Consider the following 24,343-nt stretch of genomic DNA (forward strand, 5'->3'; position numbering starts at 1 on the left):
GCGAAGCGAGTCCGAGCATTGCCTGTTCGCGGCCTGGCTCGGGTCCGAGCGGCCGCCGCATCGGCGACGAAGTCGCCGGCCTCGATCGCTCGGACGCGAGCCACAAAGGGGCCGCGAACACGCCGCGACGAAGTCGCGGCCAAACTACACAGCCCGTAACCGGGTGCGGCTGGCGTAGACGTGTTCGGCGATGAGGGTGGCGATGCGGTCGGGCGCTTCCAGCATCGGTACGTGTCCGACGCCGTTGACCAGGATGCGGTCGGCGGATTCGGGCAGTTCCTTCAGGTAGCGGCGGGCGTAGACGCGGTTGGGGATGACTCGGTCGTACTCCGACAGCAGCAGCCGGACCGGCGTGCGCAGGGTGGACAGGTCTTCCTGTTCCGCGGCGCGCAGCGCGCCGAGAATCATCGGGAGCATCGCCGAGCAGTTCAGTGCGGCCGTCAGGGCCGCGGCGGCGTCGCGCCGGGACACCGCGGACGCGTGCTTGCTCAGCGCGAGCAGGGCGATGCGCTGGGCGAGCGGGTTGCCGATCGCGAATCCGCCGAGCCGCTTGCCGATTTCGACGAGTGGCACCAGGGACAGGAATTTCAGGTTGACCCGCCATTGGATGAGCGAGGGCGCGTGCCATCCGCCCGCGGGCGCGATCAGGGTGAGGGTGCGGGCACGACCGCGGCGGGCGAGTTCGACGCCGACGAGGCCGCCGAGCGAGTTGCCCGCGATATGGCAGGTGCGCCAGCCCAGTTCGTCGAGTTGGTCGCAGATCCGGTCGGCGAGGGAGTACACGTCGACCGATCGGCCGTCGGTGGGTGCGCCGCCCCAGTGGCCCGCGAACGCGGGCGCGAACACTTCGCAGTGTGTCGACAGTCGCGCCGCGGTCTGTTCCCAGCAGTGCGGCGACAGCATGAAGCCGTGCAGCAGCAGCAAGGGGTCGCCGGAACCCAGGTGCAATGCCTTGATCGGCTGGGGCCGGTCGGCCCGGGTGGAGCCGCGCGCGGCGGCGGAGGAGGACTGGGAGGCGTCAGACGACATCGTCATCACCCCTTCCTGGACGGCAGTGTCCGGGGGACTTCATCAGAACAGCATTGTACGGTCGTGGAGTGCCGTATATCTCGACAGTGAACGTGAACGGTGTCCGCGCGGCCGCGGGCAAGGGGCTGTTGGCCTGGCTCGCGGTCACCGAGGCCGACGTGGTCTGCGTGCAGGAGACCCGCGCGACCGACGAGCAGGTCAGGGCGGCGCTCGCGCCCGCGCTCGACGCGGGATGGCAGCTGTCGCACGCCGAGCCGGAGTCCAAGGGCCGCGCCGGGGTCGGCATCCTGTCCCGGCGAGCGCCGAATGTCGTGCGAATCGGTTTCGGCAGTGTCGAGTTCGCGTCGGCGGGACGCTACCTCGAGGCCGATTTCGACGATGTCACCGTCGCGAGTGTCTACGTGCATTCCGGTGACGCGGGCACCGTGCGCCAGGACGAGAAGTATCGGTTCATGGCCGAGCTCGGCGCCTACCTCACCGAGCGCACGGGAGATTTCGTGGTGGCGGGAGACTGGAACATCGCGCACACCGAGCGTGATCTGAAGAACTGGAAAGGCAACTTGAAGTCGGCCGGATTCCTGCCGCGGGAGCGCGCGTGGATCGACGAGTTGCTGGCCGCGGGGTACGTCGATGTGGTGCGCGGCCTGCACCCGGGGGTCGACGGCCCGTACAGCTGGTGGTCCTACCGTGGTCGCGCGTTCGACAACGACAGTGGTTGGCGCATCGACTATCAGTTGGCGCGCGGCGAACTGGCCGGCCGCGCGAAAGAGGCGGTGGTGGAGCGCGCGGCGACCTATGACCAGCGCTGGTCGGACCACGCGCCCGTCACGGTGCAGTACCGATGAACGGGTCGCTGGCGACGAAGCGTGTACTCGGCCTGCTCGGCGCGGTCGCGCTGGTGCTGATCGCCGCGGTGCTCGCCCTGTACGACGGTGGCTCTTCCACGACGTCCGCCCCGGCGAGTCGCGCGACTACCGTCGCGGCGAGCACCGCCGCCGCACCCCGCGCCGGTGATTCCGCGTCGCCGGTCACCCAGGCCGTCGGCGTTCCGGAGCGCGCGTACGCCACGTTGCGGGAGATCGACGCGGGCCGCTGGCCGGACTCGGCGAACGCCCCGGGCACCAAAGGGGGTGAGCGATGGATGAATCGTGGCGGCGACCTGCCCGCCGAAGACGGCTCCGGTAAGCCGATCACCTATCAGGAGTGGGACGTCAATCCCAAGCAACCCGGTCGGTCCCGCGACGCCGAACGCATCGTCACCGGCAGCGACGGCTCGGCGTGGTACACCGGTGACCATTACAAGACCTTCACGAGGATGCGCTGATGACAAAGTCCGTCACGCTGTCGCAGTTCCTTGCCCGTCCCGACGCGGATGACGCGCCGCCCAGCGCCGAACTCGCCCCGCCGCGGGTCACCTTCGGCGCCCTCGCGGTCGACGCGGCCGAGTTCAGCGGGGTGCGTGACAAGGCGCCCTCCGGCTACCTGGTGCGCGAGGTGCGCGGCACGAGGATGCGCACCACCGCGCGGCTGTTCGACGAGTTCGCCGCGGCGTTCCAGTTCCCGTACTACTTCGGGAGCAACAAGGACGCCTTCGACGAGTGCCTGCGCGACCTGGACGATTTCATCGGTGAAGGGGCCGGTTACGTTGCGGTCGTGCGCGACTCGGCCGAACTGCTCGCCGAGGACCCGATCGAGCGCGACTGGTTCGCCGAGGCGATGCGGGATTGCGCGGCCTACTGGTCGCGGCGCGACGTGCTGTTCCGGGTGGTCCTACAGGGTGAAGCGCCCGACCTGCAGGATGTGTCTTTGCGCTTGTGACGGCGGCCGTCACCGCAATTTGTCCGCCAGATCCTCGCCGAGCAGCACGAATACGTCCACCGTGTGCTCGATCAGTTCGTCCCGGGTGAGGTGCAGATCGCCCTGGAGCCACGCGGTGAGCGTCTGCACCAGCCCACCCACCAGGTACAGGGCGCGGAAGTCGATCGCCGGGTGCGGGGGCGCATCGGGCATCCGGTAGAAGTCCATGCCCTCCGCGGCCACCATTCGCGCGAACGCGCGCACCGTCTCGGTGGTGCGGGCGCGCAGCTCCGGCGTCGCCATGGCCGCGATCAGGGCAGCCTTCGCCTTGCGCGGATCGTCGGTGAGCAGGTGCACGCCGGCGGTGATCGCGGCGTGCGCGGTGGCGCGCGTGTCCGGCGGGGCGGTGCGCACGGCAGCGAGAATGGCCGCCGCGAGTTCCGCGGCGATCCCGTCGAGCAGGGCGGTGAGCACGGCGTCCCGGCTGTCGAAGTTCTCGTAGTAGTACCGCTCGTTGAGCCCGGCCCGCCCGCACAATCCCGACACGGTCAGCTTCGACAGCCCCTCGGTGCCGATGATCTCCAGCGCCGCCTCCAGCAGTGCCGCGCGCCGCTGCGCCCGGCGCTCCTCGGCGGAGATGCCTCCATACGTCCGTTGCGCCGCCACGGTTCGATTCTTACAGACGCCGATTCTGGCGGAGGCTCTTGCCAGAATGAGTAATTCTGGTGGATGCTATTGCCAGATGTTCTCGACGAGGAGGCGGCGGTGTCCGAGCCCGGCTATTTCAGTGACCACTCGATGGTTCGGCGGGTGATGAGCAAGCGCGCGGTGGGCCTCACCTACGGTCTGCGCGCCCTGGTGATCGGCGCGGTGCACCCGCTGCTGTACGTCGGCACCGCGGAGAACACCGAGCACCGGACGACGCCTTACACCCGGCTCGCGCTGACCGGGCGGCTGTTCGAGGCGGTGTTCCTCGGCAGCAAGGCCGAGGCCGACCGCGCGCTGGCGTTCACCAGGAAGCGGCACGTCAAGGTGCGTGGCGCGCTCCCCGAGGACGCCGGAGTCCATCACCCGGCGGGCACCGGGTACGCCGCGCACGACCCACACCTGATGTTCATGACGATGGCCTTCACCTTCGACTCGGCCGAGGTGATGTACGACCTGCTGGTGCGCACCATGACCGACGGCGAGCGGGAAGGGCTCTACCAGGACTACGTGCGCTGGGGCGAGCTGTTCGGCATGCCGGTCGACGCGGCGCCGGGCAGTTACCGCGAGTTCCGCGCGTTCTTCGACGGCTACCTGGCCTCCGACGAGTTGTTCCTCACCGACGAGGCGCGGCTGGTCGGCTCCTACCTGGCCGGGCAGCGCGTCCCCTATCCGCAGGGTGTGCCGCTACACCAGGTCACCTCCGCGTTCTACCTGCTGGTGCAGGGCAGCCTGCCGCCGCGGATCCGCACCATGTACGGGATCCGCTGGGGTGTGGCCGACGAGGTCGCCTACCAGGCGTTGTCCAGGGCGGTCCGCACCGCGCACGTGTCGTTCCCGCTGGTGCCCCCGGTGCTGCGCGGTACCCTCGCAGGCCCCAGCGCGCCGGTCTACCGCCTGCTGTCCAAGCGCGAACACGAACTGGTCAGCGGCGGACGGCCGAGCATGCCCGGCGTGCACCCGCGCAACTGGGTGCAGCGAAATTCCGCTTGAGCAACATGCGAAAATCGGAGGCATGTCCAGTCCTGCGCCCACCCCGGCCGCCGAACGCAAACAGCGGGTCCTGTCCGGGATCCAGCCGACCAGCTCTTCGTTCCATCTCGGCAACTACCTTGGCGCGCTGCAGTACTGGGTCACCATGCAGGACGACTACGACGCGCTGTATTTCATCCCGAACCTGCACGCGATCACGGTGCCGCAGGACCCGAAGGAGCTGAAGGCGCGCACCAAGGGCGCCGCCGCCCAGCTGCTCGCGCTGGGCATCGACCCGAAGAAGTCCACTCTGTTCGTGCAGAGCCAGGTGCCCGAGCACGCCGAGCTGGCCTGGGTGCTCAGCTGCATCACCGGGTTCGGCGAGGCCGGCCGGATGACCCAGTTCAAGGACAAGTCGGTGAAGCAGGGCGCGGAGAACGCGACCGTGGGCCTGTTCACCTACCCGGTGCTGATGGCCGCGGACATCCTGCTCTACCGCGCCCATCAGGTTCCGGTCGGCGAAGACCAGCGCCAGCACCTGGAGCTGACCCGAAACCTGGCCCAGCGCTTCAACACCCGGTTCAAGAAGACGTTCGTGGTGCCGGAGGCGCACATCGTCAAGGGCACGGCGAAGATCTACGACCTGCAGGACCCGACCGCGAAGATGAGCAAGTCGGCTTCCACCGACGCGGGCCTGATCAACCTGCTCGACGACCCGAAGGTCACCGCGAAGAAGGTGAAGTCCGCGGTCACCGACACCGAGCGGGAGATCCGTTACGACCCGGAGCAGAAGCCGGGCGTCAGCAACCTGCTGGTGATCCTGAGTTCGCTGACCGGTGCGCCGATCGTCACCTTGGAGAAGGATTTCGAGGGCAAGGGGTACGGCGAGCTGAAGGCCGACGTGGCCGACGCGCTGGTCGAATTCGTCACCCCGTTGCGGGCGAAGGTGCAAGAGTACATGTCTGATCAAGGCGAGCTCGACCGCATCTTGGCCGCCGGAGCCGAGCGCGCGCGAGAGATCGCCGGCAACACCCTCGCACAGGTTTACGACCGGGTCGGTTTGCTGAGCCGCTGAACGGCTACCTCGCCATCGCGCGGTCCATCAGGCGTCGTGCGAGGTCTCTTGGTCGAAGGGGCGAATGGTGCAGGTGATCGACAATGTCAAGGCCGGGATCGAACGCCGGATCCAGGCGCAGCCGTGGCTGGACCATCTGGTCCGTGCGGCGGGGCGCTATCAGCGGCAACGGGGCGACTACTACGCGGCGGGCATCACGTATTTCACTGTGTTGTCGTTGTTTCCGCTGCTGATGATCGCTTTCGCGGTCGCGGGCGTGGTCTTGTCCAGCAATCCGGAGCTGCTGGAGGAATTGCGGGCCAAGATCGTGGAGAACATTCCCGGCTCGTTCGGCACCCAGCTGAACGACCTGGTCGATCAGGCGGTCCAGTCGCGGCGCACGGTCGGTGTGCTGGGTCTGGTCACCGGCGTCTACAGCGGGCTCGGCTGGATGGCCAACCTGCGAGCCGCGCTCACCGAGCAGTGGGAGCAGAAGAGTCCGGACGGGAACTGGCTGATGACAAAGGTGTCCGATCTGGGCGCGCTGGTCGGTCTCGGCCTCGCCTTCACGGTGTCGCTGGGGTTGTCCGCGCTGGCCTCGAGCACTCTCGGTACGCGGCTGCTCGACAGCGTCGGCCTCGGCGACGCGCCCGGGGCGGGCGTGCTGCTGTGGCTGTTGTCGACCTTGCTCGGGTTCCTCGCCTCCTGGGCGGTGTTCGCGTGGGTCATCGCCAGGTTGCCCAGGGAGCCGGTGACGCTGGCCAGCGCCGCCAAGGCGGCCGCCCTGGCCGCGCTGGTGTTCGAGGTGTTCAAGATCGTCGCCTCGATCTACCTGCGCTCGGTGCTGAGCAGCCCGGCCGGGGCCACCTTCGGCTCGATCATCGGCCTGATGGTGTTCAGCTACGTCACCTACCGGATCGTCCTGTTCGCCACCGCCTGGGCCGCCACTGCCTCGGAGAACGAGCCGGAGGCCGAGATTCCGGCGCCCGGTCCCGCTGTGATCGCGCCGCGGGTCAGCGCGCGCGACATATCGGTGGGTGTGGGAGCTGCTTACTTCGGCGCGGGCGCGCTTGCGGCCCTTGCCCTTTCCGGATTGCGCCGGTTGCCCGGCCGTCGTTGACCCGTCCGGCGGTCCACGTTCGCTCGGGGGCCGGGGCGATCAGCGTCTCCGATTGGCCCGCCGTGCCGCGAGCAGCAGTGCGACGGTGAGGATGACGCCGCCGGCGATCGCCACGGTTCTGGCGCTGCTACCACGATCTTCGGCGATGGGCATGGCGGACGGGTCGCTTCCCGGCGCCGACGGGGCGGCCAGACCTGCCCCCGGCGCGGGTGGCGCGGCCAGGACGACCGAGCTCTGGTCACGCTGGGGCACCACCGCACCGGGTAGGTTGCCGATCGCGGCGCTGCGGGGCAGCGCGAATCCGTAGTCGAGCAGCCGGGCGGCTTGTTCCCACGGGCGCAGCGGCCGTACCTCGGCTTGCAGCAGGGTGACGGCGAGCCTGCGGCCGTCGCGCTGGGCGGCGGCGACGAAGGTCTGGCGCGCGTCGTCGGTGAAGCCGGTCTTGCCGCCGAGGGCGCCGGTGTAGTTGTAGAGCAGCTGGTTGTCGTTGCCGATCGGGTAGCCGGGGCGGTCGGTGTCACCCGGGACGGACGGGTCGGCGGGGTAGCCGGGGAAGTCGACCTGCTCGGTGTGGATCAGCTCGGCGAACAGCGGGATCGTCATGGCTTCGCGGAACAGCACGGCGAGGTCGTAGGCCGAGGTGCTCATGCCGGGGCCGTCCAGCCCGGACGGGGTGGCCGCGCGAGTGTCCATGGCGCGCAACGATTTCGCCAGCTCGTTCATCTTCGCGACGGTCGCGTCGTCGCCGCCGAGCTGTGCGGCGATGGCATGCGCCGCGTCGTTGCCCGATGCCATGATCAGCGCCTGCATCAGCTGCCGGTTCGTGTAGCGGCCGCCGGGGCCGATGCCGACTCGGGTGCCGTCGACGTCGGCGTCGGCCTGCGTGCCGATGACCACTTTGTCGAGGTTCAGCGTCCGCAGCGCCAGCGTGGCGAGCAGCACTTTGATCGTGCTGGCGGGCCGGTAGCGACCGTGCGGGTCCTTCGCCGCCAGTACTTCGCCGGTGTCCAGATCCGCCACCAGCCAGGCGGTCGCCGAGATGTCCTGCGGCGCCGCGGGTGCGGCTCTGGGGAGCACGACACCGCATTCCCCCAGACGAGTCCCGCCGATCGGCGGGGACGGGATGGGCAGCGGCGCCGGGGTGGGCTGTCCGGGCGCGGGCACCTCGGAGGCATCGATCGGCGCGGGCGGCAACGTCTTCTGCGGGCAGCTGTCGGTGTTCGGCGTGGTGAACGGCGTGGTGGTGGTCGGCTCGGCCAGGGACGGCACGGCCGTCGCTCCGATCGCGGCGACGGCCAGCACGACGCCCGCGCAGAGCGAGGCACGGCGAGTGATCTTCATCGCCGATGAGCCTAGCGAGCGGTCGGGCCGGCGCACGCGCTCATCGCGTCCGGCGCAATATTGACATACTCTCTCAAATGAGAGTTACTATCAAAAAGTTGTAGCTACCATTCGGAGGAGTCATGAAGAACGACTCGACCCGCCGCTGGTTCGCTCTCGGCGCACTGGCCGTGGCGATGCTGACGATCGGGCTCGACGTCACCGTGCTGACCGTGGCACTGCCCACGCTCGCGGTGGATCTGAACGCGAACACCGCTGCGCTGCAATGGTTCAGCAGCGCCTACACGCTGGCGCTGGCCGCCGTGATGCTGCCCGCGGGCGCACTCGGCGATCGCTATGGCCGGAAGAAGTTCCTGCTCGCGGCCTTGGTGCTGTTCGGCGTCGCCTCCGTCGCGTGCGCCGTGGCCACCACGCCCGGACAGCTCATCGCGGCGCGGGTGGTGCTGGGGATCGGCGCGGCGGCGATGATCCCGCTGTCGATGTCGGTGCTGCCCGACATGTTTCCCGAGCCGGCGCAGCGGCAGCGTGCGCTCACCATCTGGATCACCTCGACCGCGATCGGCCTTCCGCTGGGACCGATCGTCGGCGGATGGTTGCTGCGTAACTTCTGGTGGGGTTCGGTGTTCCTGATCAACGTGCCGATGGTGGTGATCGGCGCGCTGGCCGTCGCGGCGCTGGTACCCGAATCGCGCAGCCCGCACCGCTTCCGCATCGACCTGTCCGGCGTCGTGCTGTCGGTCGCGGGCATGCTCGGGCTCACCTACGGTTTCATCCGGGTCGGTGAGCAGGGCTGGGGTGACGGCCCGGCCTGGCTGATCATCGCGGCCGGTGTGCTGCTGATCGGCGCGTTCCTGGCCTGGCAGCGCAGGGCGGCGCACCCGCTGATCGATCTCGGGCTGTTCGCCGCACCCGGATTCCGTTCGGGCGCGGCGTTCTCCATCGTGGTGAACTTCGCGATGTTCGGCATGTTCTTCACCGTTCCGCAGTACTTCCAGGCCGTGCTGGGCGTGGACGCGCTCGGCAGCGGGCTGCGGCTGCTTCCGCTGATCGGCGGCATAGTGGTCGGCAGCAGGCTGGTCGACAAGGCGCTGGCGAGGCTGGGTATCCGCGTGGTGATCAGCGCCGGGTTCGCGCTGCTCGCGGGTTCGCTCGTGCTGGGGGCGCTCACCAGCGTGGACAGCGGCTACGGGTTCGCCGCGCTGTGGCTGACGTTGCTCGGAGCCGGAATGGGCCTGGTGATGCCTGCGGCCATGGGCATGGCGATGGACGATCTGACCGCGGAGCGATCCGGCTCCGGTTCCGCACTGCTGCAGGCATTGCGTCAGGCGGCAGGCACCGTCGGCGTCGCGGTGCTGGGCACCGTGCTGTCCACGCGCTACCGGGCGGGACTCGGGCCGTGGAATCGCGACCCGATCGCCGACGGCGTCAACGCGGGCGTCGCCACAGCCCATGAGCTGGGCGATCCGGTGATGCTGCAGCAAGTACAGGAGGCATTCCTCAGCGGTATGAGCGCGATGCTGTGGGCCTGCGCCGCGCCGTGCTTGCTGGCGACCGTGCTGAGTGCCGCGTTCGTCCGTGCCCGACCCGGCGAGGCGCGGGAGCCGTATGCGGCAGAATCGATTCATGTCGGTTGAGCTACCCGCGAACGGGACGGCGCAAGGTCTGCGCGAGCGGAAGAAGGAACGGACCCGCCGGACGATCCGCCTCGAAGCCTTCCGGCTGTTCCGCGAGCAGGGTTACAACGAGACGACCGTCGAGCAGATCGCCGCGGCCGCCGATGTCTCGCCGAGCACCTTCTTCCGCTACTTCCCGACCAAGGAACAGTTGGTGCTCGCCGACGACCTGGACCCGCTGATGTTCGAGGCGTTGCAGCGCCAGCCGCGTGAGGTCTCGCCGTGGATCGCCTTCCGCAACGCCGTACTCGAGGTCTTCGGTAGTCTGCCCGCCGCCGAACTCGCGTTCGAGCAGGAGCGGCAGGCGCTGCTGTATCACGTGCCGGAGCTGCGGTCGGCCATCGGCTTGGAGATCATCCGAAGCATCGACCTCATCGCGAGTCTGCTGGCCGAGCACGTCGGCCGGTCCGCCGACGATTTCGAGGTGCGGGTGGCAGCGGGCGCGATGGCGGGCGCTGCCCTGGCCATGGCGACGATGACGCCGTTGAACGTCGAGAACATCACGCGCACCCTGGATTTCCTGGGCGCGGGCATGCCGCTCGCGCCGGAGCGCGAATCCTGAAGGTTCCGATCCGGGCGGGCCGGCGCCTACTGCGCCCCGGCGGCGCTGGTCTGCCGCAACCGATCCGGGGTGTCGTCGTCCATGGTCGCGAAGAACCCGCCGATCACGTCCTCGATCTCGGCGATCGAGTCCGCGCAGTAGAGAATCGGCTGGTAATGGGTGATGTCGTAGCTGGCGGTACCCATCTGGGCGATGTCGAGCGGACGCAGTTCGGCGTGCCGGAACTCCTCGATCTCCCCGTAGGACGACAGCAGTCCCGCGCCGTAGCAACGGACCTCGCCGCGTTCCCGGACGACGCCGAACTCCATCGAGAACCAGAAGACGTCGGCCAGGAATTTCAGCGCGCGCTCGGTGCTCAGCCGCGCGACCGCCGCGCCGACCGTCGTGTAGATGGCCGCGAAGCGGGGGCTGGCGATCTGGTTGGCGTGCCCGATGATCTCGTGGATGGCGTCGGGCTCGGGGGTGTACAGCGGCGCGGAGTGATGCCGGATGTATTGCGTGGAATGGAAGACCCGGTCGGCGAACGAGCCGAAGAACTCCCGCAGCGGCACCAGGCCCGCGGCCGGGGCGTAGCGGAATCCGGTCAGCGGTGCCAGGGCCGCGGACACCTCGTCCAGTTGCGGGATGTGATCGGTGGGCAACGACAGCGCCTCTGCGGCCGCGAGGATCTCCGCGCTGGCATATTTGCGATGCTTGCGCGCGAGTTCGGCCGACACGATCCGCCAAACCTGCTGCTCCTCGTCGGTGTAGGCGATCCGGGGGAGTGGCTTTCCCGGTGCGTAGTCCAGCGCCAACGCGGCGATCGCGTTGCGCCGGGCCCGGTAGTCGGGGTCGTGCACGCCGGGGTGCTCGTCGCTCAGGTGCACGGTCACGTCGCCGTCGCCGGTGCGGGTCACCGGCGAGTACAGCTGCGCCTCACTGAACATATCTCGATGCAAGCACCGCCGGCACCCGGCGACAACAAAAGCCCGTCCAGCTGAACAATTTGCCTAGCCGAACGGGCCGTTCTTCAGAATCGCGACAGTAGCGGTCCCGAAACGGGCAACCTGCTGATCAGTGCGCGCCGTGCAGCGAATGCACTACCGCGTGGCCTTTGCCGCGCCCGATCAGCCACTTGTTGACGGGCGTGGTCACCACGAACGCCACCGCGAAGGCGAAGGCGAGGGTGGCCCAGAACAGCACGCTGTCCAGGTGGGCGTCCATCGCGCCGGGAACGGCCAGGATCACGGCGTTGTCCACGACCTCCATGACCGTGATGGACACGGTGTCGGCGGCCAGTGCGGTGCTGACGGCAGCGGCCAGCGGCAGGCCCGCGCGCAACACGCCGCGCATGGTGAACGCGTAGCCGAACAGGAACGCGAGCACGATGGCCAGCGCCATCGTGGAGGCGTTGTTCCAGCCCAGTGCGGTGCCGATCACCATGCCGAGGATCTCGCCGATGGCGCAGCCGGTGAGGCAGTGCAGCGTCGCCATGGCCGCCATGCGCCAGGTAGCCGGGGCGTGGTGTGCGGTGTGCTGTCCAGCGCTGTGCGTCGCCTGCGCGGTGTGCGAGATGTGCTCGCCCGAGTGGTCGTACCGGTGCTCCATGGCAGGAACTATACCCCCGTAGGGTATTCATGCAAGTCCGGGTTCGTGATTTGCCGGACATGAGCGGGCGCCATGCCGCAAGATGGCGAAGTACGAAGGAGGGCGCATGAAATCCGTGCGGATCGATCTCGACCAGAACCTGCTCGCCGCGGCGGCCGCCATCATGGGCACGTCGACGAGCGACGCCACCATCAACGAGGCCCTGCGCCGGATCGTCGTGCACGAGCGCCAGTTGCACAACCTGGAAAGGCTCGCCGCGAAGGCGTTCGCCGAGCTACCCGACGTCGCGCTGGCGGATCGCTAGGCGGGAGGCGCTGCGGGCTAGCGTGGCGAGGCGGGCCGTTGCTCCGCCTGAGCGCGCAGCCAGACCTCTTCGAACTCCCGAGCATCGATTTGCAGTGCGGTGAATTCGGTCTCGGCATTCAGTTCTTCCGGCGTGGGCACCGGAATCTGCCCGAGTTCGGTCGCGCCGGTGCCGCGACCGCTATCGGCCCAGTCGCCGTGTCCGTCGCGGAACACCTCGACTTTGCGCACCTCGAAGCCGTCGTCGCCGATTTCGCTGAACAGCTCGACCGGCTCGTCGTCGAAGTCGTGGTGCCATTGCGCCTTCAGGTACCACATCGCCCATCAACTCCCAGTTCGCGACCGACTCGGTGACCGAACCGCACATCAGCCAGCATATTGGGTGCGGGCAGCGATGTGGGGGCGTTACGGCCGGTTCCGGCGGCTCTGACCAGCCTCTTCGCCGAGCATCGAGTGGGCTGGACGCGAGGTCGAGTGCGATCGGCGACGCGATGTCCCACCGCCGATCGCCGCGGAGCCGCTCGAGTTCTCCGCATTCGTCGTATCAGGCGGGCAGGTGGACGGCGTCGTCGCGGCGTGCGTGGACTGTCGGTGGCCACTGGCAGAATCCCGGTCACTGTTGGCGTGAGGCGAGGGGTGGGAGTCATGGCGGTCTCTCTTGTCGACGTGCCCGTGGCGCAGCGGCCGCGCGAGCGGTTGCTGGCGCTCGGGCCGCACGCGCTGAGCGACGCGGAGTTGCTGGCTCTGCTTTTGCGGCAGGGCAGGCGCGGTGCCAGCGCGCTGGATCTGGCGGTGGAGCTGCTGGTCGAACACGGCGGCCTGGCCGGGCTGGCCTCGGCGCGCCCGGAGGAGTTGTCGCGCCGGGCCGGGATCGGCGTGGCCAAGGCCGCCGCGATCATCGCCGCGTTCCACCTCGGCGCGCGGGCGCGCGGCAGGCCGGATACCGCGATCCGGCTGACGAGCCCCGCCGACGTGGCGGCCGCAGCCCGCCCGCTGTTCGCGGGCGCCCGCGTCGAGCGCCTGCTGGTGCTGGTCTGCGACGCGCAGAACCGCCTGCGTCAGAAAGTCTTCGTCGCCGAGGGCGCCATCGACCAGGTCGCCGTCCCGGTCCGGGAAATCCTGAACACCGTCCTGCGCCACGACGGCCGAGCCTTCGCCATCGTCCACAACCACCCCTCCGGCGACCCGGCCCCCAGCCACGACGACCGCCGCACCACCACCCTCCTCACCGAAGCCGCCCACACCGTCGGCCTGCGCTTCCTCGACCACGTGGTGATCGCGGGGGAGAAATGGGCCGGCGCCCCGGTTATCCGGTGAGCTCTGCAAAGCCCGCGTGCTCAGCGGCCCTCGGTCCAGAATCGCTGGATGCGGGCGATCGCTTCCTCCTTGGTCATCAGAGCGATGTCGTCCTCAGCGAGACCCACTCGATGAATCAGCAGGTGAACGAGATCGATGGGTAGTGATGACTTAGGTGGCTCGGGAAGACCGCGGTTCGGCAACACATTGTTCGAAACACAATCCCAGAACGATTCCTCGGAGACGTCCAGTTGGTCGCGCAGGATATGCGACCACAGCGCCGCGCCATACCCTGTGCGGTCGACAGGATGCGAGATGCACGTGCGCAAAATCCTGCCATCCGGCAGACCTAATTCGTAGGTCACGTGGTGTGTCCCTGTGCGGCCTCGTGTGTTTCGCACCCGCTCCCACCCCTCGATCTCGCAGAATTGTTCGTGAAGTTTGCGAGTCGGCTGCGGCCAGCTCATTCGGTGGCTCCGACCAGCCATTCCCGGAGCTGGTGGTTGTCGCTGAGCCCGATCAGTTGGATCAATCCCCAGTTCTCGCGATGGTTCGGCGCGTCTCGCAGTCTGGTTTGCCAGTCATCCGCGTATTCGCGCAGGGCGGCGATCGTTTCGTCGAGGGCCTCATCGAGCGTTGCGCCGTCGGCAGCCACAGGTAAGCCTGGTAGAAATACCGACCACCCGCCGTTCTCGGCTACCACTTCCGCGGCAGACGGGCATACTTTCGCAAGCATGTAGCGGAGCCGCTCGGCATCCACGACAGCGGCGTACTCGGTGTCTCGCCGCACAGTCGCAACACGTCCTCCCACGGCCGCATCGAGCAACTCTTTGAGATGTGCGCGCGCGTCCGTATAGCTGTCATAGTGCACGGCCGACATCGGTGACCTCCCAATCGCTGGTCCCATGGTCTCGTTCATTCGTAACCACGTCAAGTACATCAGGTACACGATGTACTTCGGAGCGACTCCTGGCAATGCTCGTTGACCGTCGAAATGTGTGTCATCGTCTCGTCCACGAGAGCTCTGGCCCAGTAACGGCGAAGGCCGCCTTCATCTGGTGATGGAGGCGGCCTTCGGTTTTCGGCTAGCGGGAGGTCAGCGGGTGAACAGCAGTGCGCGCTTGACTTCCTGGATGGCCTTGGTGACCTCGATGCCGCGGGGGCAGGCGTCGGTGCAGTTGAAGGTGGTGCGGCAGCGCCAGACGCCTTCGACGTCGTTGAGGATGTCGAGGCGTTCGCGGGCGCCTTCGTCGCGGCTGTCGAAGATGAAGCGGTGGGCGTTCACGATCGCGGCCGGGCCGAAGTAGCTGCCGTCGCTCCAGTACACGGGGCAGGAGGTGGTGCAGCAGGCGCACAGGATGCACTTGGTGGTGTCGTCGAACCGGGCGCGGTCGGCCTGGCTCTGGATGCGCTCGCGGGTGGGCTCGTTACCCGAGGTCATCAGGTAGGGCTTCACCGCGCGGAACGCGTCGAAGAACGGCTCCATGTCGACCACGAGGTCCTTCTCCACGGGCAGGCCGCGGATCGGCTCGACGGTGACGGTGATCGACTTGCCGTTCTTGGGCAGCATGTCCTTCATCAGCACCTTGCAGGCCAGCCGGTTGACGCCGTTGATCCGCATGGCATCGGAACCGCAGACGCCGTGCGCACAGGAACGGCGGAAGGTGAGCGTGCCGTCCAGGTAGGACTTGATGTAGATCAGCACGTTCAGGAAGCGGTCGGTCGACAGGACCGGCACCTGGAAGGACTCCCAGTGCGCGCCCTTGTCGTCCTCCGGGTTGAACCGGGCCACCTTGACGGTGATCATCACCGAGCCCTCGGGGACCGGAGCGGGCTTCTGCGAAGAGGGTGCTTCGGCAACAGCAGTCATCAGTACTTACGCTCCATCGGCTCGTAGCGGGTCTGCACGACCGGCTTGAAGTCCAGGCGGATGTCCGAGAGGAGATCCGAGCCCTCCTTGTAGGCCATCGTGTGCCGCATGAAGTTCACGTCGTCGCGGTCCGGGTAGTCCTCGCGGGCGTGGCCGCCGCGCGATTCCTTGCGGTTGAGCGCGCCCACCACGGTGACCTCGGCCAGCTCGAGCAGGAAGCCGAGCTCGACGGCCTCGAGCAGGTCGCTGTTGTAGCGCTTGCCCTTGTCCTGCACGGTGATCCGGGAGTAGCGCTCCTTGAGCGCGTGGATGTCGGTGAGCGCCTGCTTGAGCGTGTCCTCGGTGCGGAACACCGAGGCGTTGTTGTCCATCGATCGCTGCAGCTCGGTGCGGATGTCGGCCACCCGCTCGTCGCCGTGCTCGCTCAGCAGCTGGGCCAGCCAGTCCTGCACCATCCGCGCCGGGTTCTCCGGCATTTCCACGAACTCGCTGCGCTGCGCGTACTCCGCGGCGGCGATGCCCGCGCGGCGGCCGAACACGTTGATGTCCAGCAGGGAATTGGTGCCGAGCCGGTTGGCGCCGTGCACCGAGACGCACGCGCACTCGCCCGCGGCGTAGAGACCGGGGACGACGTCGCTGTTGTTGCGCAGCACCTCGCCGCGGATGCGGGTCGGGATGCCGCCCATCACGTAGTGGCAGGTCGGGAACACCGGCACCAGTTCCTTCACCGGGTCCACGCCCAGGTAGGTGCGGGAGAACTCGGTGATGTCGGGGAGCTTCTCCTCGAGCACGTCCTCGCCGAGGTGAGTCACGTCGATGTAGACGTAGTCCTTGTTCGGTCCCGCGCCGCGGCCCTCCAGCACCTCCAGCACCATCGAGCGGGCGACGATGTCGCGCGGCGCGAGGTCCTTGATGGTGGGGGCGTAGCGTTCCATGAACCGCTCGCCGTCGGCGTTGCGCAGGATGCCGCCCTCGCCGCGGACGGCCTCGGAGATGAGGATGCCCAGCCCGGCCAGACCTGTCGGGTGGAACTGGTGGAACTCCATGTCCTCCAGCGGCAGGCCCTTGCGGAACACGATCGCCATGCCGTCGCCGGTCAGCGTGTGCGCGTTCGAGGTGGTCTTGTACATCCGGCCCGAGCCGCCGGTGGCGAACACGATCGACTTTGCGTGGAAGACGTGCAGTTCGCCGGTGGCCAGCTCGTAGGCGACCACGCCGGTGGCGACCGGGCCGCGCTCGGTCTCGGTGAGCACCAGGTCCAGCACGTAGAACTCGTTGAAGAACTCCACGTCGTGCTTGACGCAGTTCTGGTACAGCGTCTGCAGGATCATGTGGCCGGTGCGGTCGGCGGCGTAGCACGCGCGGCGGACCGGGGCCTTGCCGTGATCGCGGGTGTGGCCGCCGAAGCGCCGCTGGTCGATCTTGCCCTCGGGCGTCCGGTTGAACGGCAGGCCCATCTTCTCCAGGTCGAGCACCGCGTCGATGGCCTCTTTGGCCATGATCTCCGCGGCGTCCTGGTCGACCAGGTAGTCACCACCCTTGACCGTGTCGAAGGTGTGCCATTCCCAGTTGTCCTCTTCGACGTTGGCCAGCGCGGCGCACATGCCGCCCTGGGCGGCGCCGGTGTGGCTGCGGGTCGGGTACAGCTTGGTCAGCACCGCCGTCCGAGCACGCGGGCCGGCCTCGATCGCGGCGCGCATGCCCGCGCCACCCGCGCCGACGATGACGACGTCGTAGCGGTGCTCCTGGACAGGACGAGATTCACCAGTCCCAATGGTTCGTTCGCTGCGCTCACTCATGCGAGGGGGCCTGTTCCTAACTGATGTTGGGGTCGAAGGTGAAGATGACGTAGGTGCCCACGCCCATGACCAGGATCATCGAGATGGCCAGCAGGGCCTTGAGCCAGAAGCGGGTCGAGTCCTTGCGGGAGTAGTCGTCGATGACCGTGCGCAGGCCGTTGCCGCCGTGCAACTGTGCCAGCCACAGCATGCTCAGGTCCCAGAACTGCCAGAACGGGCTGGACCAGCGGCCGGCGACGAAGGCGAAGTTGAGCCGCTTCACGCCGCCGTCGAGCAGCAGCATGATCGCCATGTGGCCCAGCACCAGCACGATCAGCAGCAGGCCGGAGAAGCGCATGAACAGCCAGGCGTACTTCTCGAAGTTGTTGTTCGAGCGCGCGCGCGGCGAGCGGGGCAGGTCCAGGCTGGCCGGGCGATCGTAGGACTTACCGAGAACAGGTGCGCTCATGCCCGCACCTCGCTGGCGCTCGGCTCCGGCATGACCGCACTGGCGGCTGTGTTCATGGGTCGCTCGCTTCGCTCGCTCATGCCCGCACCTCGCTGGCGCTCGGCTCCGGCATGACCGCACTGGCGGCTGTGTTCATGGGTCGCTCGCTTCGCTCGCTCATGTCAGTGCTCCGTGAACAGGTAGAAGAATTGGCGCCCGACCGCCGGAACGGCCAGCACGAACCAGATCGCGAGGATGATCCAGAGCATCAGGCGCTGGTACTTCGGGCCCTTGGACCAGAAGTCCACCAGGATCACGCGGACGCCGTTGAGCGCGTGGAACAGGACGACGACAACCAGGGCCATCTCCATCAACGCCACGAGGGGCGTCTTGTAGATCTCGATCGCCTCGTTGTAGGTGTCCGGGCTCACGCGTACCAGGGCGGTATCCAGCACGTGGACGAAGAGGAAGAAGAAGATGGTGACGCCGGTGATCCGGTGCAGCGCCCACGACCACATTCCGGGGTCGCCTCGGTACAGCGTCTTCCGCTTCGGCTGGGCCGGAGCTTCAATCGTGGTCATAGAGTGCGGTGCCTCCAACGTCGTTGATGGACCCGGTTGCAGGTCCGACGCCGACGGCGTTGGGGGCGAATGCCCAGGTGGCTGTACTCCGGCCCGTCGCAGGGAACCTGAACCGATCTGTTCTGGACTCTAATCCCCCAGCAATCCCGGAACTAATTCGGCGTACCGTGCGTTGCGCGACATCCAATCGGGTTAGGCTTACCTTTCTTGATGTGTGCGGGGTTCCGTCGTGGCCCTCGCGCGGCCGTGATCGGGTCGGTCCGAGAGAGGTTCACCATGACGGAAATCGACTGGAAAATGTTGCGCGACAAGGCATTTCAAGTCATGCAGAACGCCTATGCACCGTATTCGCGGTTTCCGGTCGGCGCTGCCGCTCTCAGTGCCGATGGCCGCATTGTGAGCGGTTGCAATGTGGAGAATGTCTCATATGGATTGGGCCTTTGTGCCGAATGTGTACTCATCGGTAACTTGATTTCGGGCGGCGGGGGGCGTCTGCGAGCCGTCTCAGTGACCGACTCCCGGGGCGAAATCCTGATGCCGTGCGGTCGCTGCCGGCAGTTGCTCCACGAGCACGGCGGGGCCGATCTGCTGGTCGATCACAAGGCCGGAGCGGTGCCGCTGCGCACGCTGCTGCCCGACGCGTTCGGCCCGGACGATCTGGACGCCGGACAGCTGTAGCCGAACCCCGCGATTGCGTCCCATCGGCGAGAACCCGTCCGCTCGCCGGCGCATGCCAAACTGTCGACCGTGACGGCACTGGACGCGGTTTCGATCATCACCGCCAAGCGGGACGGCGGCGCGCTGTCGGACGCGCAGATCGACTGGGTGGTGGACGGCTTCACCCGCGGCGTGGTGGCCGACGAGCAGATGTCCGCGCTGGCCATGGCGATCGTCTGGCGGGGAATGACGCGGCGCGAGACAGCGCGATGGACCGCAGCGATGATCGCCTCCGGGCGGCGGATGGACCTCACCGACCTGCCGCGCCCGACCGTGGACAAGCACTCGACCGGCGGCGTCGGGGACAAGATCACGCTGCCGCTCGCGCCGCTGGTCGCCGCGTGCGGCGCCGCGGTGCCGCAGTTGTCCGGGCGCGGCCTCGGCCACACCGGCGGCACCCTGGACAAACTGGAATCCATTCCCGGCTGGCAGGCGGACGTGCCCGGGTCGCGAATGCGCGATCTGCTCCGCGATCCGGCCGTCGGCGCGGTGATCTGCGCGGCCGGAGCGGACCTGGCGCCCGCGGATCGCCGGCTCTACGCCCTGCGCGACGTCACCGGCACGGTCGAATCCATCCCGCTGATCGCCAGCTCGATCATGAGCAAGAAGATCGCCGAGGGCACCGCGGCGCTGCTGCTCGACGTCAAGGTCGGCTCCGGCGCGTTCCTGAAGACACTCGACGGGGCGCGCGAGTTGGCGACCGCGATGGTCGAACTCGGCGACGACGCGGGCGTCCGGACCGTCGCGCTGCTCACCGCCATGGACACCCCGCTCGGCCGCACCGCGGGCAACGCATTGGAAGTCGCGGAATCGGTGGAAGTGCTGGCGGGCGGCGGTCCCGCCGACGTCGTCGAGCTGACCATCGCGCTGGCTCGCGAGATGGTCGCGCTCGCCGGGCTCGACGCCGACCCGGCCGAGGCGCTGGCCGACGGCCGCGCGATGGACCACTGGCGGGCGATGGTCCGCGCCCAGGGCGGCGACCCGGACGCGCCGCTGCCCACCGCGAAACACACCGAGACCGTGCGCGCCGACGCCGACGGCGTGCTGACCCGGCTCGACGCGCTGGGTGTCGGCATCGCCGCTTGGCGGCTCGGTGCGGGCCGGGCACGTCAGGGCGATCCGGTGCAGTTCGGCGCGGGCATCGAGATGCACGCCAAACCGGGTGATGCCGTGAATGCGGGTCAGCCGTTGCTCACGCTGCACACCGATACTCCCGAGGCATTCGCCGGAGCCATGGCGGCCCTGCGCGACGCCGTCGCCATAGAAGCCGATGCGGCGCTCAGGTCCGAACCGCTGATACTGGACCGAATCGTGTCTTGAGCCGGAAGTTGCCTCGCTCGCTGCCGGCGGCGAATGGTGCCCCGATCCGCCGCACCGCGTCGGCTGACTGCGGCGACACGGCTGCTGCGATTGAGCAGTGGGGATGTTCGCTTCCCCGGCTGCGGGGTTGAGCACGGCTGGTGTTCGATTCGCTCGGGTGTGGCGGTTGAGCCGGCGGCGTGTTCGGTCGCTCGGCTGTGGCGGTTGAGCGCCCGGCAGGGCGCGCGGCCGCCGCGATCGTCCGGCCGACTGCACACCGCGACGCGCGTGCCTTCGTGCAAGGCGAGATAGCCGACATCCACACAGGCATGGCGGAGGTCCGGCCGGTGTCCCGTGGTGGACCGGCCCGCATCCAGCGGGCAACGAGATGGTTGCCACGGCCGTAGACGGCTGCCGTTTCGGCGCGCTGCGGCTACCGTCGATACATGACTGGACCGATGCCTCTGACTCTCGCCTCGATCCGCCAAGCGCCGAAAGCGCTGCTGCACGATCACCTCGACGGTGGTCTGCGGCCCGCGACGGTGCTCGAACTGGCCGCGCACAGCGGCTACGACGACCTACCCGCCGCCGACGAGGCGTCGCTCGCGGCCTGGTTCCGCGACGCCGCCGACAGCGGGTCGCTGGAACGGTACCTGGAGACTTTCGCGCACACCGTCGCCGTGATGCAGACCCCGGAGGGCCTGCACCGGGTCGCCCGCGAATGCGCCGAGGACCTCGCGGCCGACGGCGTCGTGTACGCGGAAGTGCGTTTCGCCCCGGAACAGCACTTGGAACGCGGGCTGACGCTGGACGAGGTGGTGGAGCACACGCTGGCCGGATTCCGCGAGGGCGAGGCGGCCGCCGCGGAGCAAGGCCACACCATCGTGGTGACCTGCCTGCTCACCGCGATGCGGCATGCGGCGCGCTCGCGGGAGATCGCGGAACTGGCGGTGCGCTTCCGCGATCGCGGGGTCGGCGGCTTCGACATCGCGGGCGCGGAGGCCGGTTTCCCGCCGAGCAGGCACCTGGACGCGTTCGAGTACATGCGCGCGAACAGCGCGCACTTCACCATCCACGCGGGCGAGGCGTTCGGTCTGCCGTCCATCCACGAGGCGCTCGCGTTCTGCGGGTGCGACCGGCTGGGTCACGGCGTGCGGATCACCGACGACATCAGCGTGCCCGGCGCGGTGGAGGACGCTCAGCTCGGCCTGGTCGCCAACTATGTCCGGGACATGCGCATCCCGCTGGAGCTGTGTCCCTCGTCGAACGTGCAGACCGGGGCCGTTCCCTCGCTGGACAAGCACCCGTTCGACCTGCTGGCCCGGCTGCGCTTCCGCGTCACCGTCAACACCGACAACCGGTTGATGAGCGACACCAGCATGAGCCTGGAGATGCTCAAGCTGGTCGAGACCTTCGGGTACGGCTGGAGCGATCTGGAGCGGTTCACCATCAATGCCATGAAGTCGGCGTTCATCCCGTTCCCCGAGCGCTTGCGGATCATCGACGACATCATCAAGCCCGGCTACGCGGTGCTCATCGGATAGCGCGACGATTCGGCACGGTCACCAGGGAAGGAATCGGCGAGTGGGAGAACGAGGCGCCTGCGAGGTTCCGGCAGCCGGGCGGCAACCCAGTCGCTAGCGTGGCGAGTATGGCGACCTTGCGCATCCCCCGCCGGTTCAACGGCCCGCCCGACTCCGGCAACGGCGGCTACGTGGCCGGTCTGCTCGCCGAACAGCGCGGCGGGCAGACGGTGACCGTGATCCTGCGCAGCCCACCCCCGCTGGAGACGCCGCTCGAGGTGCGGAACGAGCGGCTGTACGACCGTGACGCGCTGATCGCCGAGTCCAAGAGCGGCGAACTCGTGCGGGACGCCCCGCGTCCGGTCCCTCTCGCGGAAGCGGCGCAGGCATCGGCAGGCTATACGACCATCGAGATGTTCGCGTCCTGCTTCGTCTGCGGCAGTGGGCGGGCCGATGGGCTGCGCATCGAACCGGGACGAGTGGACGAGGCCCGGGTCGCCGCGCCGTGGGTGCCCGACGACACCGTTCCGCTGGGCCCGCCACTGCTGTGGGCGGCGATGGACTGCCCCGGCGGCTGGTCGCTGCCCGGCATGCTCGAACGCCCCGCCCTGCTCGGCTCCATGACCGCCACCGTGCACGAGGTGCCCGAGGTCGGGGAGCGCTGCGTGGTCGTGGGCGAGTTCCACGGCGAGCAGGGCCGCAAATGCTGGGCTTCGACCGCGGTCTACGGCGCCGACGAACGCCTGCTCGGCCGGGCCGAGCAGGTCTGGATCCGGCTTCCCTAGCTACTGCTTGTCGAGCCGGGACTCCAGGTTGCGCTCCAGTTCGCGCCAGGCCTGGGCCTCGGCGGTGAACGGCGGGTTCGGCGCCAACCGGGTGGGGTCGGGGTTGAGCAGGTAGGAGACGTACCAGCCCAGCGGGGTGGACTGCGCCAGCGCCTGCTCCACCGTGTCGTCGTCGGCGTAGTCGGCGGCATCGGTGAACAGCTCGACCGCCAGATCGAGCTGTTCGATGTCGACCGCTTCCGGGCCTTCGGCCAGGTCCTCGGCCAGACCGGGCAGCACGTACACGTTCTCGTCGGTGACCTCGACCTCCAGCGAACCGTCCACCGCCGCGGTCTGCACGTCGGCGAAAGTGCTCACGCGAGCCAGATCGTGCTCGTGGTCGTCGGCGAGGTAGCGGGCCAGCGCGCGCTCGGAGGGGAAGACCGTGATCGCGCCCTTGGTGCCGAGGAAGATCGGTTCGTCGTCCAGGTAACAGCGCAGCGTGAAGAGGCTGCCTTCGGACGTGACGATCTTGACCGGGTCGATGCCGACCTCGTGCCAGAACGACTCGTCCTCGTCCTCGTCTTCCTCGTCGTCTTCCTCCGCGTCGAGGTCGACGGGCTCGAACTCCTCGTCCTCGTCGCTGTCGGCCGCGTCGTCGGCGTCGACGACGTTCTCCTCGGCGGCCAGCAGCTCGGCCTCGGCCACCGCGACCGCCTCGGCGTCGACCTCGGGCGTCTGCACGACGGAGTCGATGGCGTCCAGCACGTCGTCCCAGCCCTTGGCGATGGCGGCGCCGATCTGGTCCCACAGCTCCTCGCCGTCGCGACCGACGAACGCGTTCACGCCGCCGGGCAGCGCGCCGAGCACCGGATGGGAACCGAAGAACTTGGTCACCGTCTCGAGTTCGCACACCTCGCCGATGTTGCGCACCATGCCGAGGGTGTCCTCCAGCTCGGCGACGGTGTCCACATCCGGGTCACCCGCCGCCAGCTCCGGCACGGCGACCAAGTCGAAGGTGAAATTCTCCTCCGGCTCCAGTTCGACCGCCGAGAGCCCCGCGACGACCTTCCACGCCGGATGGTCGATCAGGTCGTTGTCGGTATCGGTGCGGATGAACGCGGCCAGCTCCGCCACGGACTCGAAACCGTAGAGGGCGTCCTCGTGACCGAGGAACGCCTCCCACTCGTCGTCACCGTCTCGCCAGCGCGGTGCCCACAAGGTGACGAGATCGCCGTCGGTCAGGCCGAGCTCGATCGGGACGATGTCTCCAGAAGCCATGTGCGGAAGCCTATCGACCTTCCGCGTCAGGCACTATCCGGCCCGCCCCCATTCGTTCCGGCGGGCGGCTGTCCGGCCGGGACGAACGACTCGTTCAGTGTCGCAACGACCTTGGAACGCTGCGCGCCGGCGTCCTCGGCGGCCTGCCTGCACGCCCAGACGATCAACTGTCCGACCTCGGCGGGCGGCAGCGACGTGACCGATTCCGAGAGCTGGAGTCCGACCATCGCGCCGTCGCTGTTCACCTCGACGCTCACCGCGCCGTCCTCGGAGGTGAAACGTCCGCGCACCTGCTTCAACCCGTACAGCGCTGCTTCCAGCGCCTCCAATTTCTGGGTGGCCGACGCGACCAGGGCGTCCATCTCCGCACTCATACCGGCCTCATCCAGCTCGTCGGTCCCGTGTCCGCGTCGTCGATCCGGTCCAGCTCGTCCACCGCCTGCTGGCGGGTGGGCAGGCCCAGCCGGTCGAGGATCTCCGAGGGCATGCCCGCCTCGGCGAGCAGTTCGCGCCGCCGCGCCCTGGCCGCGATGGCGGAGCGCTGGGTGAGCCGCAGGATCTCGTTCGCGAGCGATTGTGCGCCGTAACGGTATTCGCTGCGCTCGAACTTGATCTCCACCGGCATGCCCTGATCGGTCGCGCG

The 24,343-nt window shown here is 68.4% G+C and carries 29 protein-coding genes; 14 read left to right on the forward strand and 15 right to left on the reverse strand.

Going from position 1 to position 24,343, the window contains the following annotated elements; all coding sequences use genetic code 11:
• Window positions 1–144: 144 nt before the first annotated feature.
• The gene (ephH, locus tag ON27_RS05510) at window positions 145–1,035 is read right to left on the reverse strand and encodes an epoxide hydrolase EphH (protein WP_083887390.1); all 891 of its coding nucleotides are present in this window, start codon (window positions 1,033–1,035) and stop codon (window positions 145–147) included.
• An 80-nt stretch (window positions 1,036–1,115) separates the two neighbouring features.
• On the opposite strand from ephH, the gene ON27_RS05515 reads away from it, so the two are divergent.
• Genes ON27_RS05515 through ON27_RS05525 form a run of 3 tightly spaced genes read left to right on the forward strand, consistent with a single transcriptional unit; the run spans window position 1,116 to window position 2,847 of the window.
• Window positions 1,116–1,874: an exodeoxyribonuclease III gene (locus ON27_RS05515; RefSeq protein WP_373282738.1), complete on the forward strand. Its 759-nt coding sequence runs from the start codon at window positions 1,116–1,118 to the stop codon at window positions 1,872–1,874.
• Window positions 1,871–2,353 (forward strand): guanyl-specific ribonuclease, encoded by a 483-nt coding sequence (locus ON27_RS05520; RefSeq protein ID WP_043720335.1) that lies wholly within the window; start codon window positions 1,871–1,873, stop codon window positions 2,351–2,353. The genes ON27_RS05515 and ON27_RS05520 overlap by 4 nt, the downstream gene beginning before the upstream one ends.
• On the forward strand, window positions 2,353–2,847 hold the full coding sequence (locus tag ON27_RS05525; RefSeq protein ID WP_043720339.1) for a barstar family protein: 495 nt from the start codon (window positions 2,353–2,355) through the stop codon (window positions 2,845–2,847). The genes ON27_RS05520 and ON27_RS05525 overlap by 1 nt, the downstream gene beginning before the upstream one ends.
• A gap of 9 nt (window positions 2,848–2,856) precedes the next feature.
• Here the strand turns inward: ON27_RS05525 and ON27_RS05530 are convergent, their stop codons facing one another.
• Window positions 2,857–3,492 carry a TetR/AcrR family transcriptional regulator gene (locus ON27_RS05530; RefSeq protein ID WP_043720341.1) on the reverse strand — a complete coding sequence of 212 codons (636 nt, stop codon included), beginning with the start codon at window positions 3,490–3,492 and terminating at the stop codon, window positions 2,857–2,859.
• A 63-nt stretch (window positions 3,493–3,555) separates the two neighbouring features.
• On the opposite strand from ON27_RS05530, the gene ON27_RS05535 reads away from it, so the two are divergent.
• The 3 genes from ON27_RS05535 to yhjD all read left to right on the forward strand — a co-directional run bounded on the left by ON27_RS05535 (window position 3,556) and on the right by yhjD (window position 6,677).
• The gene (locus tag ON27_RS05535; protein WP_245559787.1) at window positions 3,556–4,524 is read left to right on the forward strand and encodes an oxygenase MpaB family protein; all 969 of its coding nucleotides are present in this window, start codon (window positions 3,556–3,558) and stop codon (window positions 4,522–4,524) included.
• A 22-nt stretch (window positions 4,525–4,546) separates the two neighbouring features.
• Window positions 4,547–5,578, forward strand: coding sequence for a tryptophan--tRNA ligase (trpS, locus tag ON27_RS05540; RefSeq protein WP_043720346.1), 1,032 nt, complete (start codon window positions 4,547–4,549; stop codon window positions 5,576–5,578).
• A 67-nt stretch (window positions 5,579–5,645) separates the two neighbouring features.
• Complete coding sequence (gene yhjD / locus ON27_RS05545) at window positions 5,646–6,677, forward strand: inner membrane protein YhjD (protein ID WP_083887392.1); 1,032 nt, start codon at window positions 5,646–5,648, stop codon at window positions 6,675–6,677.
• Window positions 6,678–6,716: 39 nt separating this feature from the next.
• Here the strand turns inward: yhjD and ON27_RS05550 are convergent, their stop codons facing one another.
• Window positions 6,717–8,018, reverse strand: coding sequence for a D-alanyl-D-alanine carboxypeptidase family protein (locus ON27_RS05550; RefSeq protein ID WP_043720351.1), 1,302 nt, complete (start codon window positions 8,016–8,018; stop codon window positions 6,717–6,719).
• A gap of 122 nt (window positions 8,019–8,140) precedes the next feature.
• Here ON27_RS05550 and ON27_RS05555 point away from each other — a divergent pair, with 122 nt between their 5' ends.
• Window positions 8,141–9,652 carry an MFS transporter gene (locus ON27_RS05555; RefSeq protein WP_043720354.1) on the forward strand — a complete coding sequence of 504 codons (1,512 nt, stop codon included), beginning with the start codon at window positions 8,141–8,143 and terminating at the stop codon, window positions 9,650–9,652.
• Window positions 9,642–10,253, forward strand: a complete 612-nt coding sequence (locus ON27_RS05560; protein WP_043720357.1) for an acyl-CoA-like ligand-binding transcription factor — start codon at window positions 9,642–9,644, stop codon at window positions 10,251–10,253. Before ON27_RS05555 ends, ON27_RS05560 begins: the two co-directional genes overlap by 11 nt.
• Before the next feature lie 26 nt (window positions 10,254–10,279).
• Here ON27_RS05560 and ON27_RS05565 read toward each other — a convergent pair whose 3' ends face one another.
• Window positions 10,280–11,179 (reverse strand): phenylalanine 4-monooxygenase, encoded by a 900-nt coding sequence (locus tag ON27_RS05565; protein WP_043720360.1) that lies wholly within the window; start codon window positions 11,177–11,179, stop codon window positions 10,280–10,282.
• A 127-nt stretch (window positions 11,180–11,306) separates the two neighbouring features.
• Window positions 11,307–11,840 carry a DUF4396 domain-containing protein gene (locus ON27_RS05570; protein ID WP_043720363.1) on the reverse strand — a complete coding sequence of 178 codons (534 nt, stop codon included), beginning with the start codon at window positions 11,838–11,840 and terminating at the stop codon, window positions 11,307–11,309.
• A 106-nt stretch (window positions 11,841–11,946) separates the two neighbouring features.
• On the opposite strand from ON27_RS05570, the gene ON27_RS05575 reads away from it, so the two are divergent.
• Window positions 11,947–12,144, forward strand: coding sequence for a type II toxin-antitoxin system VapB family antitoxin (locus tag ON27_RS05575; RefSeq protein ID WP_043720364.1), 198 nt, complete (start codon window positions 11,947–11,949; stop codon window positions 12,142–12,144).
• A gap of 17 nt (window positions 12,145–12,161) precedes the next feature.
• Here the strand turns inward: ON27_RS05575 and ON27_RS05580 are convergent, their stop codons facing one another.
• The gene (locus ON27_RS05580; RefSeq protein ID WP_043720366.1) at window positions 12,162–12,461 is read right to left on the reverse strand and encodes a DUF6881 domain-containing protein; all 300 of its coding nucleotides are present in this window, start codon (window positions 12,459–12,461) and stop codon (window positions 12,162–12,164) included.
• Between the two features lie 327 nt (window positions 12,462–12,788).
• Here ON27_RS05580 and radC point away from each other — a divergent pair, with 327 nt between their 5' ends.
• Complete coding sequence (gene radC, locus ON27_RS05585; protein WP_043720369.1) at window positions 12,789–13,460, forward strand: RadC family protein; 672 nt, start codon at window positions 12,789–12,791, stop codon at window positions 13,458–13,460.
• Window positions 13,461–13,480: 20 nt separating this feature from the next.
• On the opposite strand, the gene ON27_RS05590 is transcribed toward radC, so the two are convergent.
• From ON27_RS05590 to sdhC, 6 genes are all read right to left on the reverse strand, one after another.
• A complete protein-coding gene (locus ON27_RS05590; protein ID WP_245559788.1) occupies window positions 13,481–13,804 on the reverse strand; it encodes a cytotoxic translational repressor of toxin-antitoxin stability system in 324 nt (107 codons plus the stop codon).
• A gap of 98 nt (window positions 13,805–13,902) precedes the next feature.
• On the reverse strand, window positions 13,903–14,319 hold the full coding sequence (locus tag ON27_RS05595) for a RelB antitoxin-like protein (protein WP_043720375.1): 417 nt from the start codon (window positions 14,317–14,319) through the stop codon (window positions 13,903–13,905).
• A 216-nt stretch (window positions 14,320–14,535) separates the two neighbouring features.
• Window positions 14,536–15,309 carry a succinate dehydrogenase iron-sulfur subunit gene (locus tag ON27_RS05600; protein WP_043720378.1) on the reverse strand — a complete coding sequence of 258 codons (774 nt, stop codon included), beginning with the start codon at window positions 15,307–15,309 and terminating at the stop codon, window positions 14,536–14,538.
• Window positions 15,309–17,108 (reverse strand): succinate dehydrogenase flavoprotein subunit, encoded by a 1,800-nt coding sequence (sdhA, locus tag ON27_RS05605; RefSeq protein WP_051046252.1) that lies wholly within the window; start codon window positions 17,106–17,108, stop codon window positions 15,309–15,311. The genes ON27_RS05600 and sdhA overlap by 1 nt, the downstream gene beginning before the upstream one ends.
• 16 nt (window positions 17,109–17,124) lie before the next feature.
• Window positions 17,125–17,556, reverse strand: coding sequence for a succinate dehydrogenase hydrophobic membrane anchor subunit (locus tag ON27_RS05610; protein WP_043720381.1), 432 nt, complete (start codon window positions 17,554–17,556; stop codon window positions 17,125–17,127).
• Between the two features lie 161 nt (window positions 17,557–17,717).
• On the reverse strand, window positions 17,718–18,116 hold the full coding sequence (sdhC, locus tag ON27_RS05615) for a succinate dehydrogenase, cytochrome b556 subunit (protein ID WP_083887391.1): 399 nt from the start codon (window positions 18,114–18,116) through the stop codon (window positions 17,718–17,720).
• A 276-nt stretch (window positions 18,117–18,392) separates the two neighbouring features.
• Between sdhC and ON27_RS05620 the strand changes: the two genes are divergently transcribed.
• From ON27_RS05620 to ON27_RS05635, 4 genes are all read left to right on the forward strand, one after another.
• Window positions 18,393–18,794, forward strand: coding sequence for a cytidine deaminase (locus ON27_RS05620; protein WP_043720385.1), 402 nt, complete (start codon window positions 18,393–18,395; stop codon window positions 18,792–18,794).
• Between the two features lie 69 nt (window positions 18,795–18,863).
• Window positions 18,864–20,153 carry a thymidine phosphorylase gene (locus ON27_RS05625; RefSeq protein WP_174377814.1) on the forward strand — a complete coding sequence of 430 codons (1,290 nt, stop codon included), beginning with the start codon at window positions 18,864–18,866 and terminating at the stop codon, window positions 20,151–20,153.
• A gap of 425 nt (window positions 20,154–20,578) precedes the next feature.
• Window positions 20,579–21,676: an adenosine deaminase gene (locus ON27_RS05630; protein WP_043720387.1), complete on the forward strand. Its 1,098-nt coding sequence runs from the start codon at window positions 20,579–20,581 to the stop codon at window positions 21,674–21,676.
• A gap of 107 nt (window positions 21,677–21,783) precedes the next feature.
• Window positions 21,784–22,440, forward strand: coding sequence for a hypothetical protein (locus ON27_RS05635; protein ID WP_051046253.1), 657 nt, complete (start codon window positions 21,784–21,786; stop codon window positions 22,438–22,440).
• On the opposite strand, the gene ON27_RS05640 is transcribed toward ON27_RS05635, so the two are convergent.
• From ON27_RS05640 to ON27_RS05650, 3 genes are all read right to left on the reverse strand, one after another.
• Window positions 22,441–23,700 carry a SatS C-terminal domain-containing protein gene (locus ON27_RS05640; RefSeq protein WP_043720393.1) on the reverse strand — a complete coding sequence of 420 codons (1,260 nt, stop codon included), beginning with the start codon at window positions 23,698–23,700 and terminating at the stop codon, window positions 22,441–22,443. It abuts the gene before it with no gap.
• A 26-nt stretch (window positions 23,701–23,726) separates the two neighbouring features.
• Window positions 23,727–24,074, reverse strand: coding sequence for a YbaB/EbfC family nucleoid-associated protein (locus tag ON27_RS05645; protein ID WP_043720395.1), 348 nt, complete (start codon window positions 24,072–24,074; stop codon window positions 23,727–23,729).
• The coding region (locus ON27_RS05650) for a hypothetical protein (RefSeq protein ID WP_043720409.1) at window positions 24,071–24,343 on the reverse strand (273 nt) is incomplete at its 5' end. The genes ON27_RS05650 and ON27_RS05645, both read right to left, overlap by 4 nt.

This window comes from Nocardia asiatica NBRC 100129, from assembly GCF_000308415.1.
In the GTDB taxonomy this organism is placed as follows: Bacteria; Actinomycetota; Actinomycetes; order Mycobacteriales; family Mycobacteriaceae; genus Nocardia; species Nocardia asiatica.

What these genes read in the sequence shown, in the direction of transcription:
- ephH (WP_083887390.1), bottom strand. Translation starts at nt 1,035, where the DNA reads ATGACGATGTCGTCTGACGCCTCCCAGTCCTCCTCCGCCGCCGCGCGC.
- ON27_RS05520 (WP_043720335.1), top strand. Translation starts at nt 1,871, where the DNA reads ATGAACGGGTCGCTGGCGACGAAGCGTGTACTCGGCCTGCTCGGCGCG.
- ON27_RS05525 (WP_043720339.1), top strand. Translation starts at nt 2,353, where the DNA reads ATGACAAAGTCCGTCACGCTGTCGCAGTTCCTTGCCCGTCCCGACGCG.
- ON27_RS05535 (WP_245559787.1), top strand. Translation starts at nt 3,556, where the DNA reads ATGCTATTGCCAGATGTTCTCGACGAGGAGGCGGCGGTGTCCGAGCCC.
- trpS (WP_043720346.1), top strand. Translation starts at nt 4,547, where the DNA reads ATGTCCAGTCCTGCGCCCACCCCGGCCGCCGAACGCAAACAGCGGGTC.
- ON27_RS05550 (WP_043720351.1), bottom strand. Translation starts at nt 8,018, where the DNA reads ATGAAGATCACTCGCCGTGCCTCGCTCTGCGCGGGCGTCGTGCTGGCC.
- ON27_RS05555 (WP_043720354.1), top strand. Translation starts at nt 8,141, where the DNA reads ATGAAGAACGACTCGACCCGCCGCTGGTTCGCTCTCGGCGCACTGGCC.
- ON27_RS05560 (WP_043720357.1), top strand. Translation starts at nt 9,642, where the DNA reads ATGTCGGTTGAGCTACCCGCGAACGGGACGGCGCAAGGTCTGCGCGAG.
- ON27_RS05565 (WP_043720360.1), bottom strand. Translation starts at nt 11,179, where the DNA reads ATGTTCAGTGAGGCGCAGCTGTACTCGCCGGTGACCCGCACCGGCGAC.
- ON27_RS05570 (WP_043720363.1), bottom strand. Translation starts at nt 11,840, where the DNA reads ATGGAGCACCGGTACGACCACTCGGGCGAGCACATCTCGCACACCGCG.
- ON27_RS05575 (WP_043720364.1), top strand. Translation starts at nt 11,947, where the DNA reads ATGAAATCCGTGCGGATCGATCTCGACCAGAACCTGCTCGCCGCGGCG.
- ON27_RS05580 (WP_043720366.1), bottom strand. Translation starts at nt 12,461, where the DNA reads ATGTGGTACCTGAAGGCGCAATGGCACCACGACTTCGACGACGAGCCG.
- radC (WP_043720369.1), top strand. Translation starts at nt 12,789, where the DNA reads ATGGCGGTCTCTCTTGTCGACGTGCCCGTGGCGCAGCGGCCGCGCGAG.
- ON27_RS05595 (WP_043720375.1), bottom strand. Translation starts at nt 14,319, where the DNA reads ATGTCGGCCGTGCACTATGACAGCTATACGGACGCGCGCGCACATCTC.
- ON27_RS05600 (WP_043720378.1), bottom strand. Translation starts at nt 15,309, where the DNA reads ATGACTGCTGTTGCCGAAGCACCCTCTTCGCAGAAGCCCGCTCCGGTC.
- sdhA (WP_051046252.1), bottom strand. Translation starts at nt 17,108, where the DNA reads ATGAGTGAGCGCAGCGAACGAACCATTGGGACTGGTGAATCTCGTCCT.
- ON27_RS05610 (WP_043720381.1), bottom strand. Translation starts at nt 17,556, where the DNA reads ATGAGCGCACCTGTTCTCGGTAAGTCCTACGATCGCCCGGCCAGCCTG.
- sdhC (WP_083887391.1), bottom strand. Translation starts at nt 18,116, where the DNA reads ATGACCACGATTGAAGCTCCGGCCCAGCCGAAGCGGAAGACGCTGTAC.
- ON27_RS05620 (WP_043720385.1), top strand. Translation starts at nt 18,393, where the DNA reads ATGACGGAAATCGACTGGAAAATGTTGCGCGACAAGGCATTTCAAGTC.
- ON27_RS05630 (WP_043720387.1), top strand. Translation starts at nt 20,579, where the DNA reads ATGACTGGACCGATGCCTCTGACTCTCGCCTCGATCCGCCAAGCGCCG.
- ON27_RS05635 (WP_051046253.1), top strand. Translation starts at nt 21,784, where the DNA reads ATGGCGACCTTGCGCATCCCCCGCCGGTTCAACGGCCCGCCCGACTCC.
- ON27_RS05640 (WP_043720393.1), bottom strand. Translation starts at nt 23,700, where the DNA reads ATGGCTTCTGGAGACATCGTCCCGATCGAGCTCGGCCTGACCGACGGC.
- ON27_RS05645 (WP_043720395.1), bottom strand. Translation starts at nt 24,074, where the DNA reads ATGAGTGCGGAGATGGACGCCCTGGTCGCGTCGGCCACCCAGAAATTG.